This window comes from Rhabdobacter roseus, from assembly GCF_014202275.1.
Taxonomy (GTDB): Bacteria; Bacteroidota; Bacteroidia; order Cytophagales; family Spirosomataceae; genus Rhabdobacter; species Rhabdobacter roseus.
Genome location: NZ_JACHGF010000001.1, coordinates 1,073,852 through 1,092,736 on the forward strand (window position 1 = coordinate 1,073,852; position 18,885 = coordinate 1,092,736).

General features: G+C 55.4%; 15 protein-coding genes. 12 read left to right on the forward strand and 3 right to left on the reverse strand.

Annotated features, from left to right (window positions below):
* The first annotated feature begins 127 nt into the window (after nt 1-127).
* From HNQ92_RS29045 to HNQ92_RS04530, 3 genes are all read left to right on the forward strand, one after another.
* Entirely contained in the window at nt 128-673 is a 546-nt protein-coding gene (locus HNQ92_RS29045; RefSeq protein WP_184171513.1) for a T9SS type A sorting domain-containing protein, read from the forward strand.
* A gap of 993 nt (nt 674-1,666) precedes the next feature.
* Nucleotides 1,667-3,616, forward strand: a complete 1,950-nt coding sequence (locus HNQ92_RS04525) for an asparagine synthase-related protein (protein WP_184171515.1) — start codon at nt 1,667-1,669, stop codon at nt 3,614-3,616.
* Nucleotides 3,603-4,289 (forward strand): hypothetical protein, encoded by a 687-nt coding sequence (locus HNQ92_RS04530; protein ID WP_184171517.1) that lies wholly within the window; start codon nt 3,603-3,605, stop codon nt 4,287-4,289. Before HNQ92_RS04525 ends, HNQ92_RS04530 begins: the two co-directional genes overlap by 14 nt.
* A gap of 122 nt (nt 4,290-4,411) precedes the next feature.
* On the opposite strand, the gene HNQ92_RS04535 is transcribed toward HNQ92_RS04530, so the two are convergent.
* Both HNQ92_RS04535 and porU2 read right to left on the reverse strand, forming a co-directional pair.
* On the reverse strand, nt 4,412-4,666 hold the full coding sequence (locus HNQ92_RS04535; protein ID WP_184171519.1) for a hypothetical protein: 255 nt from the start codon (nt 4,664-4,666) through the stop codon (nt 4,412-4,414).
* Between the two features lie 51 nt (nt 4,667-4,717).
* Entirely contained in the window at nt 4,718-7,972 is a 3,255-nt protein-coding gene (porU2, locus tag HNQ92_RS04540; protein ID WP_184171521.1) for a putative type IX secretion system sortase PorU2, read from the reverse strand.
* 243 nt (nt 7,973-8,215) lie between these two features.
* Here porU2 and HNQ92_RS04545 point away from each other — a divergent pair, with 243 nt between their 5' ends.
* From HNQ92_RS04545 to HNQ92_RS04570, 6 genes are all read left to right on the forward strand, one after another.
* Nucleotides 8,216-9,136 (forward strand): phosphoenolpyruvate carboxykinase (ATP), encoded by a 921-nt coding sequence (locus HNQ92_RS04545; RefSeq protein ID WP_184171523.1) that lies wholly within the window; start codon nt 8,216-8,218, stop codon nt 9,134-9,136.
* Complete coding sequence (locus tag HNQ92_RS04550) at nt 9,137-10,240, forward strand: nucleotidyltransferase family protein (protein ID WP_184171524.1); 1,104 nt, start codon at nt 9,137-9,139, stop codon at nt 10,238-10,240.
* Between the two features lie 273 nt (nt 10,241-10,513).
* Nucleotides 10,514-11,176 carry an ABC transporter ATP-binding protein gene (locus tag HNQ92_RS04555; protein ID WP_184171526.1) on the forward strand — a complete coding sequence of 221 codons (663 nt, stop codon included), beginning with the start codon at nt 10,514-10,516 and terminating at the stop codon, nt 11,174-11,176.
* Between the two features lie 106 nt (nt 11,177-11,282).
* Complete coding sequence (locus tag HNQ92_RS04560; protein WP_184171528.1) at nt 11,283-12,596, forward strand: TolC family protein; 1,314 nt, start codon at nt 11,283-11,285, stop codon at nt 12,594-12,596.
* A 295-nt stretch (nt 12,597-12,891) separates the two neighbouring features.
* Nucleotides 12,892-13,563, forward strand: coding sequence for a hypothetical protein (locus HNQ92_RS04565; RefSeq protein ID WP_184171530.1), 672 nt, complete (start codon nt 12,892-12,894; stop codon nt 13,561-13,563).
* A gap of 3 nt (nt 13,564-13,566) precedes the next feature.
* Nucleotides 13,567-14,277 (forward strand): hypothetical protein, encoded by a 711-nt coding sequence (locus HNQ92_RS04570; RefSeq protein WP_184171532.1) that lies wholly within the window; start codon nt 13,567-13,569, stop codon nt 14,275-14,277.
* 71 nt (nt 14,278-14,348) lie between these two features.
* Here HNQ92_RS04570 and HNQ92_RS04575 read toward each other — a convergent pair whose 3' ends face one another.
* Nucleotides 14,349-15,359, reverse strand: coding sequence for a GntR family transcriptional regulator (locus HNQ92_RS04575; protein ID WP_246439611.1), 1,011 nt, complete (start codon nt 15,357-15,359; stop codon nt 14,349-14,351).
* Between the two features lie 153 nt (nt 15,360-15,512).
* Between HNQ92_RS04575 and HNQ92_RS04580 the strand changes: the two genes are divergently transcribed.
* The 3 genes from HNQ92_RS04580 to HNQ92_RS04590 all read left to right on the forward strand — a co-directional run bounded on the left by HNQ92_RS04580 (nt 15,513) and on the right by HNQ92_RS04590 (nt 18,872).
* Complete coding sequence (locus tag HNQ92_RS04580) at nt 15,513-17,633, forward strand: bifunctional rhamnulose-1-phosphate aldolase/short-chain dehydrogenase (protein WP_184171536.1); 2,121 nt, start codon at nt 15,513-15,515, stop codon at nt 17,631-17,633.
* Nucleotides 17,634-17,803: 170 nt separating this feature from the next.
* Nucleotides 17,804-18,118 (forward strand): L-rhamnose mutarotase, encoded by a 315-nt coding sequence (gene rhaM, locus HNQ92_RS04585; RefSeq protein ID WP_184171538.1) that lies wholly within the window; start codon nt 17,804-17,806, stop codon nt 18,116-18,118.
* A gap of 58 nt (nt 18,119-18,176) precedes the next feature.
* Entirely contained in the window at nt 18,177-18,872 is a 696-nt protein-coding gene (locus HNQ92_RS04590; protein ID WP_221307366.1) for a GDSL-type esterase/lipase family protein, read from the forward strand.
* Nucleotides 18,873-18,885: the final 13 nt, after the last annotated feature.

Below are 18,885 nucleotides of genomic sequence, written 5' to 3' on the forward strand. Positions count from 1 at the left end.
TATCCAAGTTCGTGGTTTTGTAATTACGGCTCCAAGCTTCGATAACACTATTGCCAATCTTCTATTTCCTTTTGGCGCACCAAACGGTAATAGTATCGGCAATGATAACTTAGTGGCTGGGGGAAGGGTGGCAGCAAACCCCGCCCCCGTGAAGCTGGTCACCTTTACCGCGAACAAAGAAGCCCAAACCGCCGTACTGAACTGGAGTACGGCGGAGGAGGTCAACAGCGAGCGCTTTGAGGTGGAGCACAGCCTCAACGGCAAGCAGTGGCGCACCATCGGTACCGTAGCGGCCAAAGGCAATAGCCAAAGTACCCTCTGGTACAGCTTCGTTGACGCGGACCCCGCCAACGGCGAAAACCTCTACCGCCTCCGCATGGTAGACAAGGACCGGACCCATGCGTACAGTCCGGTGCGGAGCTTGTCTTTTGACATAAAGGTTGGTACCTACCTATACCCGAATCCGGTGGCGGAGAAGCTGCTGATCAACATTGATGACTGGAACAAGGTAGAGCGTGTGCAGGTATACAGCAACTCAGGAAAGGCAGTCTATGAAGCACAGTCGGCCCCAGTGGACGGCATTGACGTCAAGAACCTGCCCGCAGGCCTATACGTGGTGCGCGTAACCCGCACCAACGGGGCCGTGGAAGCCTACAAGGTGGTAAAAAACTAAGATGAGAAAGACGCTCTCAAATTACTCCCAGCCAAAGGAGTAACTAGGAGCCACTAATAGTACTATCGAGATACGGATACCTCAACATATTAATCCAAAAGACATTATGAAAACCAATACTACTCATTTAGTGCCCGTACCCGGAAAGAGATCCTACGGAAAACCCTCTTTGCGGAAAATCGGATCTTTGAAAAAACTTACCTTAAAGACGGGTTCCCAGAGCGATGCGTTTTCGCCTTATACGCCTTAAAAGAATCCTTTCAGGCCCCTCGTCCAACGTTTTTCGGACGAGGGGCCTGCATACTATACACACAGCTAGATAAGGGATTTGTATAGTACCTTGCAAATCCTGCCAAAAGTAAACCAATTGCCTCAGGACGCGCAGAAGAAGAGGTGGCGACGAATTGGAAAGAGATCTCGACTTAAGTCATTCTAAAAAATAGATCCCGTCAAAAAGTAAAAACTACTTGGCCAAATTTTGACCAAGTAGTTCCAAATTATAACGTTACAAAACTTCTTAGAAAGAAGTCCAGGGTCAAAGGTAAATAAAGTGTAACTACATATATTAGTAGTAAACAAATATTTATTACAACTTGTACGAATAAGTAAAATAAAATACTATCATTTGTAAAAATATTACTATTTACTTTAAATAAATTTGGCTTTTTTGATGAAATACCTTCACAACCCCCTATTTTTAGGGGTAGTGAATTAGTCAAGAATTAACGAATGTTACCGCATAAAGGACCTCCTTACTACTAGGTTCTGGTAGTAAAGTACGCTAGTTCCAGATTCTCAACGTTACAAGCACTTCTTCACGGTCCAAAATTCCGCTGTCTGAAAAGCTGGCGGAATTTTCTTTTACGGTATATGCTTCAGCAGCAAAACACAAATCCGTCAGGTACTTTCTAGACAGAAAGAGAGGTGCTTGTCAGGGATTATTACCTACTTTCGTGCACGGCGGCATCTTGAAGTCCGCCCACGTTTATTCCCATGACGCAACTTTCCGATTTTTCAGGAATCATTTACTTTGAGGCAGAAAAAGCCTGGCAAGCCGAGCAGATTGGTCCGGCCGGAGAAGGCAACGCTTTTGCCGAGGGCAGCCTCGCTACTACCCATCCTGAGGCGCTGGCCGTAACCGAGAGCCGGGTGGTGCTGGCGCTGCTGGGTACCCAAAACCGACAGGTACTTCAGGGGCGGCTGCTGACCCGAACTACCCACGATGCGGAGCTGGTCAGCCTGGCCTTCCAGCAGTGGGGCGAAGGCCTGGCGGAGGTACTTACGGGGGCCTTTGTGGTAGTGATCTGGGAAAGAAAGACCAAAATCCTACGCGTGATTCGCGATCGGTTTGGCTTCATTCCGCTTTACTACCAGCACGTGCCGGGGGTATCGTTTGCTTTCGCCAACCGCATGGCGGCTCTTCCGGATTTCAAAAAAAGCCGCTCGGCGATCGACCGCCACAAGGTGCGGCAGTATCTTACCCTACCTGCTTCGTACCAAAGTCCGGAAGACCGGACTTTCTATCAAAACGTCAAAGCGGCCTTGCCCGCGCACCTGCTTCGGGTGCAGGACGGAAAGCTGACCACAAAACCTTACTGGAATCCCCGGCCCGACTTGTACCAGTCGCTTATCCGAGATGATGACTACATGGAGCTGTTCCGGGAGTACTTTGTTCAGTCGGTGGGTACTTGCGTGGCGGAGCACACCCGCGTAGGTACCCACCTGAGCGGTGGGCTTGACTCCTCGTCGGTGGCCTGCGTGGCGCACCGTTACACGGATCAGCTCTCGACATTTTACGTCAATCCTGCGCTTCCCTCCACGGACGAAACCTTTTTTGTGAAATCCGTGGTGGATCAAATTCATTCCCGACACTACGAAACACCCCCCCGGGCCAACGTCTACGAATCTATATACTTAATAAGTACCCTCTTCGACCGGCCCGAGCACTTCATTACGCCGTCGAGCTTTCACCTGGCTGCCGCCGAAAAAATACACGAAGCGGGCTGCGAGGTGGTACTAACGGGCCATGACGGCGACTCGGTAGTGGATAATGGCAACAGTCTGATCCAGACCTACCGCCGCACGCAGGATTGGCCCCGCCTCAAGTGGGCCCTCGGCGCGTTCGCCTCCCACCGCGACCTCAGCTACCTCCGCCCCGGCTGGCTCGAAATGCCCCCGGCCGAAAAACAGCGCCGCTACACCGACTACTACCTGAGCAACGAACTGTGGCAGCTCCTGAAGCAAAAGAACATCCAAGCCTGGCTATCCACTGCCCTGTCGGCCAGGCGGGAGCTGGGGTACTCGTACACTACTTTTCTGGCATTTGCGGCCGAGCGGCTCTGGGACAAGACACAGGCCTCTACCATTGATACGCTGCTGACGGACGATCTGAGAAATGGGCCAGGTACCTTGGACGACCGGCTGACTGGCGACGACCTTTACACGGCTATTCATGCCGATTTTCTGACGCAGTTTCGGGCTATTACCAACCGGGGCTACGTGGATGCCACCGAGCAGATGTACCACATGGGGCGGCACTACGGGCACCGGTACGCGCATCCTTTTTTCGACGAAAAACTGGTGGAGCTATCGCTGGCCATTCCGGAAAAGCTTAAATTTGGTGATGGTGCCGGGAGGGACACGATCCGGCGGGCGCTGCAAGGTACCTTGCCCGAGGCCGTGCGCCGCCGGGGCTTCAAAACCAGCTTCAGCGAGTACGGTTTGGTGACGTTCCGGCAGCTGTACCAGCACACGCAGGATCTTTTTACCAACAATCATCCGCTTTGGGAATGGGTGGATAAGAAAAAATTTGACCACATGAAGGAGGTACTTTTAAACGACAAAGTACCTCTTTACCATAAATCAAAATACAATACACTGGCCAACAAAGCCCTGTACCTGGGCGTGTGGCTGCAACAACTCCAAGACGGTGAAAAAATATAGTACCTTACTCCTGTGCCTGGGCTGGCTCATCAGCTGCGAATCTCCCGATAGAACTACTCCGGATGGAGCGGGCTATGGGTACTTTCCGCTGGAAACGGGCCGTTACGTAGAATACGAAGTGCACGAGATCCGCTACGCGGTGGCGAGCGCTCCGGTAGAGACCAGGTACTTTGTCAAAGAAGTATGCGGGCAAACCTTCGTGAGTAGTACGGGGCAAGAGCAGTACCGCCTGGAGCGCTACCGTAAAAACCAACTACCCCAAAGCTGGGCCATCGACTCGGTATGGACGGTCTATCGCCTGCCCGACCGCGCCGTGCGCGTAGAAAATAACGTGCCATTTGTGAAGCTGCTATTTCCCGTAGCGGACCGCGCTACCTGGAATGGCAACTTGCTCAATAGCCTGCCCGCCGAAGACTACCAGGCGCAGCTGCAAACGGAAGCGGTATCGTACCACGAGCTCACGTTCCCGCGTAGCCTCACGGTGGTGCAACGCTACGACTCCACCCTGCTGACGCTCGACAAGCGCCTGGAGCAGTATGCGCCGGAGGTGGGGCTGATCTACCAAGAAAGTACCTCCTTGGTGTACTGCCAGGACGTAAACTGCATCGGGGAGGGCATCATTGAGTCCGGAGTTAGCCGGCAAATGTGGGTACTTCGGTACGGCAAAGAATAAGAAAGTGTTTGAGTTAGTTTCGTTTCGCTATCGCTTAGCTATAAGGCGTGGCGGCACACCGAAATATAAAATTAATCATCCAATGTGCCGCCATGACTTATAGCTGTTGTTGTAGGGCGTTCTCAGTCTTCCCAATTGTCTTCCTGGAATTTGCGTCCGACACGTTCCTCAAATTCGCGTAGGAACCGCTCTACGACTTCTAAAGGAAGTTCGCCTTTGTCGCATGAGAACATCAATTTCTTTTTGTCGTCATGTCGGAAAATTTCCAAAATAAGTTTCTGATTGTCTCTGTCCCACAGTTCAATTCCAATGCCGTCACGATCAACATCAGTCGCTCGAATAATCTCGTATGTCCTATTATCAATTTTGAAGTTCATCTTGTCGTGAGAATGCCCTACAACAAATTAATAACTCAAACACCTTCTAAGCTAGTAAACTACCACTTTGCCCGAAACTACCTCTTCTCCGATTGTGAGCTGGTATACGTACATGCCCGCCGGATGGGCTACCTGCCAGTACAGCTCGTTCTCGCCCGGCTGGGGCGTAAATGCCATTTCCTTAATGAGCAGTCCGCCAGGGGAAAAGATCCGAAGGGTACCCTCACCGGCGCTGGGCTTTTGGGTGGCCGTGTACACAAACTTAGCGAAGTAGCTCGTTGGATTAGGTACCACCATCACCGTCAGCGGCGAGGTACTTTCCGCTACCCGGAATTTAATTCGGTACGGTACGCCTACGCTGTTGCCGCTGGCGTCGCGTCCCTGTACCAGCAGCTCGTAGGTACCGGCGGGCAGGTTTTGGGGCTCATAGGCTACCTGTAGCGTATTGGGAGCCACTAGCTCAAAGGCGAGCTGCCCGGAAGGTACTTGCTCGAAAGGACAGCCTTCACAGGCCTGAAGGTATACCTCCACCAGGGCATCGTCCAGGGTGGCAAGCGGATTTTCGTCCCGCAGGGTGATTTGTATAGCTGGATCTGGGGTAGTAAAAGCTTCGTTTTTAGGTACTTTTCCGTCGATCGTGACTTCCAGCGTAGGGTTGAGGCGGTCGGGACGGGCCAGGATGGGGTAGGTCGTGAAGTCCCGGATTTGCTCCCAATCTATGGCTAGCGCGGCGCGGTTGTTGTTGCGGTCCAGCTCGTCGATTTGCTGCGTCGGGTCCAGCACCACTTCTATTTTATTTATGGAAAGATCTTTCTGGAAGGAAAGCAAAAAAATATCCTGCCGGGCCGGGGCCAACACGCTGTGCGAGGTAGTTTGTACCGTGCCGTTCGCCAGGGTTTTTCGGATCTGGACCGCCAGACTGCGGTTGTCCTCCACCTTACCGGCGTTACTGACGGCGAAGCCAATTTGCAGGGAGTCGGTTTGCCCAATGGACAGCGCCGGATTTTTGCTTTGGATAAATAAATCCTGACTGCGTACGGCGTAGTCGGGTTTGTGAATGGGAAAAAGAACCACCGCCGGGTCGCCCAGCAGGATGAGCTGATGAATGTTGGCCAGGTCGTAGGCGTTAGGGTTGGCGGCAGCAATGGCGCTACCTACTTTTTGCAAAACGGTACCAATGGGCTTGCCCAGGAGCGCTTCGTCGCCAAACAGCGCCTTGTAGAAGGCGTTCAGATAAGCGCCTGAGGTAGAAGAGTAGCTCCAGAACGAGTTGGAAAGTACCCCGATGGCACCCTTATTGGCCGAAAAAAGCCAGTCGGCGGCCAGGGTTTCGTAGCGGTAGAAGACGTTGCCCACGCCGCAGCCGTTGAAGTACATGAAGGGGTACTTGCCCTTGTTGTTGAGCTGCGAGCCGGGTGCAGACGCGTAGCCAATGTTGAGGTCGGGTACGGTGGGGGAAGCGTGGCCCATGAAGGTGATCATCCCGACGCCCTCATTGACCTGCCGCGAGATGTTGACGTTCTCCACCGGTTCGGTGGTTTGCTTGGCGATGGCCTCCACGCGGGCGTTCAGGAACGACTGCTGCGCCAGCGGGGCCAGGTTTTCCAGAATGGTTTTCAACCGGGCAATCTCGTCGCGGTTTTGGCCGCCGCTCAGGTGCAGGATATTCTTGCTGGTGAGCTGCGCTTCGGCGGCTTCAAATTCCTGCACCTTGCTGAGGTAGTTAAGTACCTGCTGGCCGGTAGCGGCACTCAGGCGGCCGGTCCGGAAAGCGGGCGTATCCTGATTGTTTTTTCCTAGTCCCGCCGACAAAAGTACGTCCGAGCCGGGGTACCCAAAGGTAGGTACGAAGTCGCGGTCCTGCCAGGTTTTGAGCACATCCGGAAAGCTTACGCCGTTGCCGATCAGCAGCAGGTACTTGTCGGGTTGTCCGTCTTTTAATTGAAAATCCAGGAAATGCTTAATCCCCAGTGGGCCGCGCTCGCCGAAGTTGAACTGGTCGGTGAGTTGCTGCATATCCGCCACCAGCACCTGGTAGCCACCACCGGCCGCGGACCGGCGGTAGGCGGCGTAGGTTTGGGCAGCGCTTTCCAGCGCGCTGTGGGTGATGATGAGGTAGTTGTGGCTGCCAGTATAATGTATAAAATTCATTTTCGTGACGGCCGCTACCTCTTCAAAAGCGGTCGTGACGTACAGCGTGCGGCTTTGGGCCGTCTGCGGTACGGGTACTTTCCACGCGCCGTTGGCCGCCTGCGTGCCCAGCCTTTTCGGTGCCGCGGGGTCCGTTACGTCGTAGGTTGTTGGGGCCGAGGTACCCAAGCCGCTGAGCGCCACTACCGACTGGTTGGCGGAGTTCGGGGCCAGGTAAAAGTACTTCGCGGAGGTACCTGCCATGTCAAACCGCTGCGGGTACCTGACTTCGTAGCGGCTAAGGGAGTACTGCTCCAGCGGCTGCGTAACCGTGGATCGCAGCCCCAGCACAAACGTGTTGCCTGCATCCAAGTCGCTCTCTGCCACCGTAGTTTGTACCGTTTGGTGGTCAAAGTCATAGAAGAGTTTGCGGTCAAATGCCCGCGAGCCCAGGGAGAAGTTGACGTTGTGCTGGCCCGCGTACCGGCCGTTCACAAGTACCTGGAGCTGAATAGGAAAGGAAGTGCCCGGTACCCGATTTGTGAGTGAAACGGAATGCCTCGCCAGCGAGTCGCGCTGGATCACCCGGCCCGTCCAGCCTTCGCCGCGTTCGTAGTAGCTTTGTTGTAGGAAGGGCACCAGGCCGGTGCTGTTGTTAAACGACCATTCGTCCCGAAACTCCTTCACCTGCCGTTCCAGGTGGAAAGCCTCGGGCGTCAGGGTAGTTTCCTGGTAGGGTACTTCGGCCATGCGCTTGCCTTTTTGTTTGGTATCGACGGTGAGGAAGTAGTGAGTGTCGTTGCTATAAAGGCTGTACGAAGTAGGCGGCCGGGCCGAGGCGGGGCGGTACACCAGGCTATCCTGCGTGCCCGTGTTGCCCGCCGAATAAAACTCCAGGTAGTCGGTGGCGCTCAAAGTACCCCCGGCGGCTTGTACAACGCGTATGGCCACTTCTTCGCCCCGGTGATACAGCCGCAGGTTTTCCGGCGGCAGGCTCGTGAGCGACAAGCCCGCGTCTTGCAGGCGCTTCAGCGGCACGCGGTAGATACCCGCCTTGGATACGGTTAGTTTAAAGTAAGGCTGGTCGTAGTGAATCCAGGCGTTGGTGTAGGGCGTTTGGCCCCGCGCCGAAAGCGCCAGCGTGAGTATAAAGACAGAGAATAGAATTGCTTTCATAAAAATTTGTAACGCACGCGTAAGGTACCTACTCGCCTGCTCCGCAAACGGCTACGTAAAGTTAACCGGCTTTTGCGAAAGCTGGTAGCCGGGAGGTAAATTATCCTAAAGTACCCCGCAAGAAAAGGAGCGGGTTGTAGGTGGCGGGTTTTTTCTATAGTTTTGTATCCTAAGCCTTCATCAGGTTCAAATCAGGCATAGCTTTTGGCCGGGGCTATTTTTTACTAACTTTTAATGGCTTCTATGGCCTATTTCTACACCGCCTACGGCTTGCAGTTCAGGTCGGACCTTTTGCTGCCAGAATGCCTGCCGGGTACGGGTGAAAACATTGATTTCGAGATTGTACTAACCTCCTTTCCGGGCGTTAAAAGCAGGCCGACCAATATATACCGGCGCGGCATCCGGGCTACGAGTGGCACGGACGCCGCGGGGCATCTGTACCTCAGCTGGGAAGGCGTGGCCGACTACCAGGCGCTGAACGGCCGTACCCTACGGGTGCAGCCCCGTACCGAGGAGGCCGATCTGCTCAGTCTTTTTACCCTCAGCGAAGCCCTGGGGCTGATTTTGTTCCAGCGGGGCATGTACCTGCTGCACGCCAGCGCGGTGCAGGTAGGGGCGGAGGCCTGGTGCTTTATGGGTACCCCCGGCGCGGGCAAATCCACCACGGCGGCGGCCTTCGTGCAGGCGGGCTGTCCGCTGCTGAGCGACGACCTCACGGCTCTTCGCTTCGACGAGCAGGGGCGCGCCCAAATCATTCCGGGTTTTCCCCAGCTCAAGATCTGGGATACAACCGCCGAAGGGCTACGGTACGACCCGGCCCTGCTGACGCCCATTAGCGAGGGAATCAATAAATTTGCTTTTCAACCAACGGCTAATTTCCCGCAGGTACCCATCGAGCTGGGGGCAATCTATTTTCTGCACCGGGCCCGCAACCGCCCGGCCCGGCAGGTGGTGTCGCCGGTGGAGGTACCTATGGAAACCCTGAAGTACTTTCCCCTGCCCAAGCAGTTCTTGAACCAGCCCACCATCAAAAAACTTTTTACCCAAAGCCTGCAATGCGCCCGCACAGTTCCCATCTGCCGGATGCGCCGCCCGGCTGATTTTGCGGCTCTGCAAGCCTGGGTGGCCTTGAGCGTAGAAGCTAGTAAACCCCTCGTTGTGTAAGTGAGCAAGCCCGTTCTATCCCCCGAGTTGTCCCGCCTGGTGCAGGTGTGCCTCCAGCCGCCAGGGGCGGCGGGGGCCGCTACGCCTGTGGATAGCGAGCGGTTGCTGGCACTGGCCAGCTGGCACGGTGTGCGGCCGCTGCTGTTTTCGTCGCTCCGGGCTGAAAGTACCCCCGCTTCTGTCTACACCCACTTGCAAACTGAGTGTCAGGAAATTGCCGTGGCCAATCTCCTCCAGACCCGCGAGCTGCTTCGGCTTGTGCAGCGCCTGGCTAGCCACCAGGTACCTTCCTACGCCTACAAGGGTAGTTTGTGGGCAAGCTGGCTTTACGGCAACCAGAGCCTGCGCGAGCAGGGCGACATCGACTTGCTGGTTCCCCGCCCGTACCTGGACCAGGCCCTGGCGCTGCTGACCCAGGACGGGTACTTGCCCGATGCCTACCGGCAGTACCTGCTGGAGCGAAAGCCCGGCGTGAAGGCGGCTTTTCTCCGCACCGACTACCACATACCACTGGTATGGCAGCGGGCGGCGGCTCCTGAGTCGGTGCTGGAGGTACATTGGCGGGTAGCTTACCCGCGGCTGTGTTTTGAGTTTCCGGAGCAGGAGTGGGAAGCCATGGCCGAAGATTATCCGCTCCAGAAAGGAACCGTTACTTCTTTTCGGAAGGAATACCAGCTCCTGCTCATCATCACCCACCACGGCGGCAAGGAGCAGTGGCTACGCCTGAAGTACCTCGCCGACCTGGCGGCGTACCTCCGCCGCTACGGTGCCCAAACCGACTGGGCCTGGGTAGGTACCTGGGCGCGCCGCAAGGGGATGTACAGTTTGTTGCAGGGTAGTTTGGCGCTGCTGAAAAGCCTGGGAATGGAATGGAACGCCGCCTGGCCCGAGACGGAAGCCAAGCCGTTGTCGGCCGCGCAGCTTCAGTCCTGGGAAAGCATGGCCGCCTTGCCCGAAAACTCCACTTGGCCCTACCTCAGGCACGCCCTCCAGACCCGCGACGGCGCCCACCGGCTGAAAGTACTGCTGGCCCACGCACGCTACGCCAGCGAGTGGTACTTGCTCTACCATAAAGCTTTGTGGTACCGCCAGGGTACTTCGTAGCCAAAGGACAAACTACCTTTTTTACTAAAACCAAAGTACCCTCCGGCAAAGTACCTACCAGCAGGTACTTTACTCTTGGCAACAGACGTCCGAAAACGTACATAGGTGTGCGTTTTCGGACGCTTTTGGTAAAGGTATTTTTCGTAAACAATTGATTTTCAATTAAAAATACCTCTGGTACGTCTTTTGGATATTAGTAAAGTACGTTTTAGCCATGAAAAAAGACATTAACCAATCAACGGATTACATTTTAACAAGTACCCATCTATCGTTATGATTCAGCTGAATAAAGTATCCAAGTACTACCCCGCCGGCTTCGGAAAAGTATACGTCCTGCGGCACATCGACCTCCACATCAAAGAGGGAGAGTTTATCTCCATCATGGGGCCTTCGGGCTCGGGCAAGTCTACGCTGTTGCACATTCTGGGTCTGCTGGAAGAAGCCTCCGAAGGCGAGTACCTGTTCCTGGACGAGCCCGTGCAGAAGCTCTCGGAGAAGAAGCGCACCGAGCTCCACCGCAACCACATCGGCTTCGTGTTTCAGGCCTACCACCTCATCGACGAGCTCACGGTGTACGAAAACATCGAAACGCCGCTGCTCTACAAAGGGGTGTCGTCGTCGGAGCGGAAAAGCCGCGTGGCCGAGCTCCTGGACCGCTTCAACATGGTAGCCAAGAAGGATCTTTTCCCGAGCCAGCTTTCGGGCGGACAGCAGCAGCTGGTAGGCGTAGCGCGGGCCATTGTACACAATCCTAAGGTGATTTATGCCGATGAACCTACGGGCAATTTGCACTCGGAGCAGGCCGTGGAAATCATGGAATTATTCAAGAAACTGAACCAGGAAGACGGCGTGACGATCGTGCAGGTAACGCACTCGGAGCAAAACGCGACCTACGGCGACCGGGTGGTGCGGCTCAAGGACGGCTGGCTGGCTTAAAGTACCTTTTTTCTATTCAACTAATTTCAAACAGGGCAACCCAGTAGCGGCTGCACCGGGCCGCGCTTTGCCTCATTCATTCCAGAAAAATAATACGTTATTAGCCATGAAATACCTCGCTTTATTCTTCTGCTTGTTGCCCCAGCTGGTACGCGCTCAGCAGGTACTTAGCCTCCACGACTGCGTACAGCTCCTAACCCGCAACAACCTCACGTACCGCGAAGGCCAGCTCCAGGCCGAGCAGGCCCACGCGCTTTGGCGGCAGGCCAGGGCGCAGCAGCTGCCCACCATTGGGCTGGGTATGAGCCAAAGCGTAAACCTGGGCCGGAGCATCGACCGCTTCACCAACGCCTACATCGACCAGCTCTACAACTCCAACTACCTGGGGGCGGGCGTGGATGTACCTATTTTCCGGGGCTTTCAGGTACAGCACCTGATCCGGCAAAACCAGCTCCTCAAAGAATCGTCTCTCGAAAACCGCAGCGCCGTCCTCAACCAGCAGACCATCCTGCTCGTGCAGGCCTACGTACAGGTACTGGCTACCAAGGCTTTGAACGACGCCTTTGTGCAGCAGGTGGAGGCGTCGCAGGCTCAGGTAGATCGCGTAGGCAAACAGGTGAAAGCGGGGGTACTTGGCGAGAGTGCCTTGTTTGAAATGAAAGCCCAACTGGCCAACGACCGCTTCGACCAGGTAACGGCCCTGAACAACTACCGCGCGGCGCGCCTGGGGTTGTTTCAGCTCCTGAACGTACTTCCCAACGACGAAGTGCAGCTGGAGCCGATCGACAAAACCGGCCTGACGGACGGCTCTACCGACGCCCAGGCGATTTACGAAGACGCCCGGAAGGTTTTTCCGGAGCTGCGGGGGGCGGAGCTGCTGCGTGAGAGCTTCAAGTACCAGGTCAAGGCCATCAACGCCGCTAACTTTCCGTCGCTGAGCTTATCCACCAATTTTGGCGCTTTCTACGCTTCCACCAACGCCAACCTGGACTATTTTCAGCAGCTCAACTCCACCCGCAACGGCTCCCTGAGCCTGGGGCTCAACATCCCGATCATGGGCCGCTGGGTAACCCGCCCCCGCGTGGCCGTGGCGCGGGTGCAGGAGCGCCTGGCGCAGAACGCCCTCGACCAGCGGCACCAGCAGCTGCGGCAGGCCATTGAGCAGGCCGTGCTCGACGCCCAGGCCTCTACCGACCGCTTCGAAGCCGCCCGCTCAATGGCCGAGTCGTTGCAGAATAGCTTTGTGATGGTAGAAAGCCGTCTCAACGCGGGTACCGCCGACGTCTTTGAGTACTCGCTCGCCAAGGCCAACCTGGCCCGTGCGCAGGCCAACGCTATCCTGTCGCAGTACGAGTACCTGATGCGCCACAAGCTGCTGCAGTTCTACCGCCAAGGTACCTGGAACGGCGTAGTAGAGTAGCCACCGAAACGACAATCCAAAGTACCCTTACAAGGTACCTCCAATAGCATTGATCAGACGATTGATAGGTTGTGAAATGTAATCCTAACGCACAAAAAGGTGGCTACTGGCTGCCTTTTTTGTTCACTTCCCAAAGCAAGGGAAGTACCTGCGCTGCGAGTCTTTCAAGAAAGGCCGGGCAATAGGTAATGAGGAGTATTTAGTAAAGAAATAGAATTATGTTAAAAAAAGTGAATGTGATTTTGCCTAAGCCAAAATTACCTACCTTGTATTTATAACTAACTTATCCATTCCTATGAAAAAACATCTTCTCTGGGGGATCGTGGGCAGCCTCTGCCTGGCGCTCCCCGTCCGGGCCCAATTCTCCCAAGGTACCCGCTACTGGGGCGGCACGGTAAGTACCCGAGGTACCCTTGGGTTTGGCAACGACGCAAGTGGCAGAAAATCACGGTCCGGTTTTCACGAAGTCCAACCCGAAATCCAGTTTGGTAAATTCACTAGCGCTACTACCATGCTGGGCGTAGGGGCAAGGTACTCCATCAACTGGAACGGTACGAGTATTCCCACGGATGAGTACAAGAGCCGGGTGAATGCTCAATCGGTGGCCTTGCTTCCTTATCTGCGTAAGTACAAAAGCTTGAATGAAAGGTGGTGGCTCTTTTTGCATACGGAGGCCGGCGCCGCTTACCACTGGCGGATAAATCGCACGGAATATCAAGGGCCTGGACAAGAATTCAAAAGAAGTAGTTGGCAGTACCTGATTGAGATAAAACCGGGGGTTGTGTGCCACTTTCCGCGCAAAGGCTGGGCTATTGAAGGCTATGCTAACATATTGAGCTTAACGGCTCAGTATCAACCAAACGACCAAGGTTCACGATATTTTTTGTTTTCGAGTGGCTTTGGTACTAACGTTCCTAGCTACCTCACGCTTCGTATTGCGCGCTACACCAACCCTAAATCCAACTAAGCCATGAGGACAAAAAGAAATTACTTTCTGATAGCAGTTGGCTTGCTCTTAGGTACTTGTGTGCAGGCTCAATTTGAAGTAGGGCAGCGCTTCGTAAGTGGAGCGATTAATCTGGGCGCTAATGCCTTTGAAGCGGAGCGGCCTATTAATTCATCGTCTAACTATAGCCACTCTTTTAGTGTGTCTTTGGGAAAATTCACTCGTGAGAACCGGGCCACAGGGTGGTCTTTATACCATCGGCTGAATTTAGTTAAAGTAAAAAATATTATTCCCGAACCAAGATCGCTGACGGGGTTAGACCTTGGAGTAAGTCGGTTTGTGGAGTTTTATAAACCACTGGGAGAAAGGTGGACCCTCTTTGCTCGTCCTAGCCTTTCCGTAAACTACCGTGTAGAAAACTCCTATGCGATAAGTGGCCCGGCCCGACCGGATAATACTTTGATTCTGGCTAATCAAACCTTAACCCACCGTATTGGTCTGAGTGCCAGCCTGAGTGCGGGGGTCTTATGGCGCTTTGCACCCAAGTGGGCGCTGGAAGGAAACGTGGCGGGCATCACCCCGCTGAGTATCACTTTTGGGCGTAGCGAATATGAAGATTACGGGCTTGTTCCTAATACTACACCGGCCAATTTTGTGAATCATTTTATCCAATACGAAACTACACCCAGGCTGTCGACGGGCTACGTAGGCCTGGGCTTTAGGTACTTCTATTGATTCTGATTCGCCAAAAACAAGGGAGCCGCGGGGGGACCTATCCAAGTACCGCGGCGGCTCCCTTCGTGCTTTCACAACGACTTCCGGCGGATCATCGTGAAGGGGTTTTTGACCTTGATGCGTTTGCCGTCCAGCAGCAAGGCGGCGGCGGTGCGGCCCATGGTTTCGAAGTCGGTCGTGACCACCGTGATGCCGTCGGCCAGTACTTCCTTGAGCGTGGTGTCGTTGAAGGAAACAATCCCGACATCCTGCCCCAGCGTCAGCCCCGACAGCCGTACTTTCTTGATGAGCTCGGCCAGGTCGGCTTCTTCTACCACCAGGTAGGCGGTGTTGCGCCGTACGCTTTCGTCGGTGGCGTTTTCCCGGATGCGGTACTCCTTCTTGTAGTTGACGCAGTAGTACCGGAACCCCCGCACAATCTCCTCGGGGTACTGGCCGTCGCTCGGGAAGACCAGCACCAGCTCCTGGTACTTTTGCAGCAGGTCGTCGGCGCCTTCGAGGGTTCGGAAAATATCCTTTTCAAAATCCTGGTAAATGGCCAGGTACTCGCCCGAGAGGCCGGGGTAGTCGCGGTCGAGGAGCACGAGCTCTTCCTTGGGAATTTCTTCCAGCAGCTGCCGCACGTCTACCTTGTTGGTCCCTTCAAAAAAATGCGGCATCACGACGTAGTAGTTGTAGCGGCCCCGGTGCTCGTCCCAAATCTCCTTAAAGAGCGAAGCGTTGTAGTGATGGATGTACAGATCCACGGTGGCGTTGTCGCCCAGGGCTTTCAGGAAAGCGTAGTAGATGATTTTCTTGTAAGCACTGAGCTTGTTCATGACCATCAGTACCCGGAGCTTATGCGAGGACGTAGCCTGCACAAAGTACCCCTTGCCACGCACCGACAGGATCACCCCGCGCTCTTTGAGCTGGTTGTAGGCTTTCTCGATGGTGTCGCGGGCCAGGTAGTGCTCCTCGGCCATTTCGTTGATGGACGGCAGCTGGTCGTCGCGCTGGAGCTGGCCGCGCTCAATGGCCTGAATGACCGAGGCGACGATCTGCTTGTATTTGGGAACGGGGGAGTCGGGATCGATGACGATCATAGCCATAAGGATTGCTGCAAGTAGTAAAGATGCCGAAAGTTCCGAAACTTTTGGCAGGTTATTCACAGGAAAGCACAGGACGCGTATCAGGACAAACAAAAAGAATTTTGGGGCGTGAACCAAGCAATTACTAGACCAAAAGAAGAGACCACGATGAGTACACTGACCATACCTTCCAACTATCAGTACGTCAATAACTACTGGGACGAAGCCCACGCCGCCAGCCTGGCCGGTGACGAAGTAGCGCTGCTGCTTTACCGCTCCAACATGCTGGGCCGCGACCTGCGCATCACCAACTACGGCGGGGGCAATACCAGCGTCAAAACCCAGGAGGTGGACCCCATCACGGGTGAGAAAGTACCCGTGATGTGGATCAAAGGCTCGGGCGGAGACATAGGTACCCTCACGCGCAAGGGCCTGGCCGGCCTGTACCACGACCGCCTCGTGGCGCTCAAAAACCGGTACCTGGGCCTGGAGTTTGAAGACGAAATGGTAGGGCTGTTTGGGTACTGCATGTTCGATCTCAACTCGGCCGCACCTTCCATCGACACGCCGCTGCACGCTTTTGTACCGCACGTACACGTAGACCACCTGCACCCCGACGCCCTCATTGCCATCGCGGCTTCCAAAGACGGCGAGGCCATTGCCAAGGAAATTTGGGGAGAGAAAGTAGAGTGGGTACCCTGGCAGCGTCCGGGCTTCGACCTGGGGCTACAAATCGAAGCGTGCTTTGAGCGTAATCCGGGCGTGGAGGTGATCATCCTGGGCGGGCACGGGCTCTTTACCTGGGGCGCTACGGCGCAGGAGTGCTACTTCAACAGCCTCAACGCCATCGAGAAAGCCTCGGCTTACCTGAACGAAAACTACGGCAAAAAACGCCCCATATTTGGTGGCATGAAAGTAGCCAGCCACGAGCCCGCCACGCGCCAGAGCATGGCCGCCGCGCTGGCACCTTACCTGCGCGGGTACTGCTCGCAGTTCCGGTCCATGGTGGGCCACTTTACCGACGACGAGCGGGTACTTGAATTTATCAACTCCAACGATCTGGAAAAACTGGCACCGCTCGGTACCAGCTGCCCTGACCACTTCCTGCGTACGAAGATTCGCCCGCTGGTTTTGGACGATATGGCCGAGGGTAGTTTGGAAAAACCCGAGGAGCTACGCAGCTACCTGGACGGGAAAATAGAAGCCTACCGCGCCGACTACACCGCCTACTACGAGCGCTGCAAGCGCGCCAACAGCCCCGCCGTACGCGACCCCAATCCGGTGGTTTTTCTGTGGCCCGGCGTGGGGATGTTTACCTTTGCCAAAGACAAACAAACCGCCCGCGTTGCCGCTGAGTTTTATACCAACGCCATCAACGTGATGAAGGGCGCGGAAGCCGTGAGCGAGTACGTGGCCCTGCCCGAGCAGGAGGCCTTCGACATCGAGTACTGGCTGCTCGAAGAAGCCAAGCTCCAGCGGATGCCCAAGCCCAAATCGCTTTCCGGAAAAATTGCGCTCGTGACGGGCGGAACGGGCGGTATTGGGCAGGCGATTGCCGAGGAGCTGATGCGAGAGGGAGCCGTGGCCGTCCTGGCCGACCGCGACCGGCTCGAAGAAACCCAAACCGGAGTAGCCAAAACCTACGGCAAGGATAACGTACGGGCCACGGCCATCGACGTGACCCAGCCCGACGCCGTGGCCGAGGCCATCAAGCAAACGGTACTGGCCTACGGCGGCGTAGACATCGTCATCAACTGCGCCGGTATTTCTATCTCCAAAGCCCTGGAAGATACCACCCTTCAGGATTGGGACCGCCTGCAGGATATTCTGGTCAAAGGACAATTCCTGGTATCACAACAGGCCGTGGAGGTACTTCGCAAGCAAGGAACCGGCGGCGATATTGTCAACATTGCGAGTAAAAATGCCCTCTTCGCGGGCCCCAACAACGTAGGCTACGGTACCGCCAAGGCGGCCCAACTCCACATGAGCCGCTTGCTGGCCGCCGAGCTGGGCAAAGATAAGATCCGGGTGAATACCGTCAACCCCGACGCCGTACTGCGCAACAGCAAGATCTGGGAAGGCGAGTGGGCCGCTGGCCGCGCCAAAGCCTACGGCGTGTCGGTGGAGGAGCTCCCGGCACTCTACGCCAAACGTACCATCCTGAACGAGGAAATCCTGCCCGAAGATATCGCCACCGCCGTGCGCGTATTTGTGGATGGCAGCCTGGGTAAGTCCACGGGTAACGTCCTGAACGTGGACGGCGGCTTCGCGCCGAGCTTTGTACGATAAATGCGTTTTAACGAAGGTACCTATCGGCAGTGAAGCCGTACTTCACATCCGGTGGGTACCTTTTATGCAGGTACCTGGCTTCTCTCCGGTAGTACTTGGTACTTTGCGCGGGTTTGGTTAGCTTGGGCCAGGATTTTATAGCTTTTCTCCCACCACCATCCCAAGTACCTATGGCCCGTCATGCTTTTAAAATGTACCTCTTTGAAGGGAAAGCCGAGGAGTACAAGCGGCGACACGACGCCCTCTGGCCCGACCTGCAGTCGCTACTCAAGGACAGCGGCATCAGCCAGTATTCTATTTTTCTGGACGAAGCTACCCACACGCTATTTGGCGTGATGGAGGTGGCCGACGAAGTAAAACGAACCGAGCTACCCAACCACCCGGTGATGAAAGAGTGGTGGACCTACATGAAAGACCTCATGGAAACCAACCCCGACGAGTCGCCGGTGAGTGTTCCTCTGCGGGAGGTATTTTTTATGCCCTGAGTAGCGGCAGGCCGCCAGCACTGCCAAACCTTTGGTGCTGGACGTGGTTAACGATATTATGAAAAAGTACCTACTGATCCTGCTGGTGGCTTTTGTGGCGTGCCACCGGCCCCACTACGCCAGCCTAAGTACCCCCTGGACGCCCAACTACGCGCTGGATCGTTTTGAGGGCGAAATCAAAAACTTTGAAGCCCAGGATGCCGCCAAAATGCCCGCTCCGAGTGGCATTGTGCTCACGGGTAGTTCAAGTTTTAAGTACTGGAAAACGGCTGAGCAGGATTTGGCCCCGCTGCCGGTGATCAACCGCGGCTTTGGTGGCTCCACGCTGTCGGAGGTACTTCACTACGCCGACCGCGCCATTCTGAAGTACCAGCCGAAGACCGTCGTGATTTACTGCGAGAACGACCTCTTCATGCCTGAGCCTAAAAGCGCCGAGCAAACCCGCGACGCTTACGTGGCACTCACGAAGCATATCCGCGCCAAACTACCCCACGCGCAGCTGTACTACGTAGCCATGAAACCCTCACCTTCGCGTTGGGACCGCCGGGAGGAGGTACAGCGGACCAACGAGCTCATCAAAGCGTTTGTGCGGTCGGATAAACGACACGAGTACGTGGATGTGTGGCCGGTGATGCTGAAAGATGGCCGCCCCGACGGGCGTATTTTTGTCAAAGACAGCCTGCACATGAACGCCGAAGGGTACCGCCGCTGGACCCAGGTACTTAAACCGATTTTGGAGAAAGATACAAAATAAAGAAAACGTCATT

Bases quoted from the DNA above. Each gene is read 5' to 3' on its own strand.
- porU2 (WP_184171521.1), bottom strand. From the start codon at position 7,972: ATGAAAGCAATTCTATTCTCTGTCTTTATACTCACGCTGGCGCTTTCG.
- HNQ92_RS04565 (WP_184171530.1), top strand. From the start codon at position 12,892: ATGAAAAAACATCTTCTCTGGGGGATCGTGGGCAGCCTCTGCCTGGCG.
- HNQ92_RS04580 (WP_184171536.1), top strand. From the start codon at position 15,513: ATGAGTACACTGACCATACCTTCCAACTATCAGTACGTCAATAACTAC.
- HNQ92_RS04570 (WP_184171532.1), top strand. From the start codon at position 13,567: ATGAGGACAAAAAGAAATTACTTTCTGATAGCAGTTGGCTTGCTCTTA.
- HNQ92_RS04575 (WP_246439611.1), bottom strand. From the start codon at position 15,359: ATGATCGTCATCGATCCCGACTCCCCCGTTCCCAAATACAAGCAGATC.
- HNQ92_RS04525 (WP_184171515.1), top strand. From the start codon at position 1,667: ATGACGCAACTTTCCGATTTTTCAGGAATCATTTACTTTGAGGCAGAA.
- HNQ92_RS04545 (WP_184171523.1), top strand. From the start codon at position 8,216: ATGGCCTATTTCTACACCGCCTACGGCTTGCAGTTCAGGTCGGACCTT.
- HNQ92_RS04590 (WP_221307366.1), top strand. From the start codon at position 18,177: ATGAAAAAGTACCTACTGATCCTGCTGGTGGCTTTTGTGGCGTGCCAC.
- HNQ92_RS04560 (WP_184171528.1), top strand. From the start codon at position 11,283: ATGAAATACCTCGCTTTATTCTTCTGCTTGTTGCCCCAGCTGGTACGC.
- rhaM (WP_184171538.1), top strand. From the start codon at position 17,804: ATGGCCCGTCATGCTTTTAAAATGTACCTCTTTGAAGGGAAAGCCGAG.
- HNQ92_RS04535 (WP_184171519.1), bottom strand. From the start codon at position 4,666: ATGAACTTCAAAATTGATAATAGGACATACGAGATTATTCGAGCGACT.
- HNQ92_RS04555 (WP_184171526.1), top strand. From the start codon at position 10,514: ATGATTCAGCTGAATAAAGTATCCAAGTACTACCCCGCCGGCTTCGGA.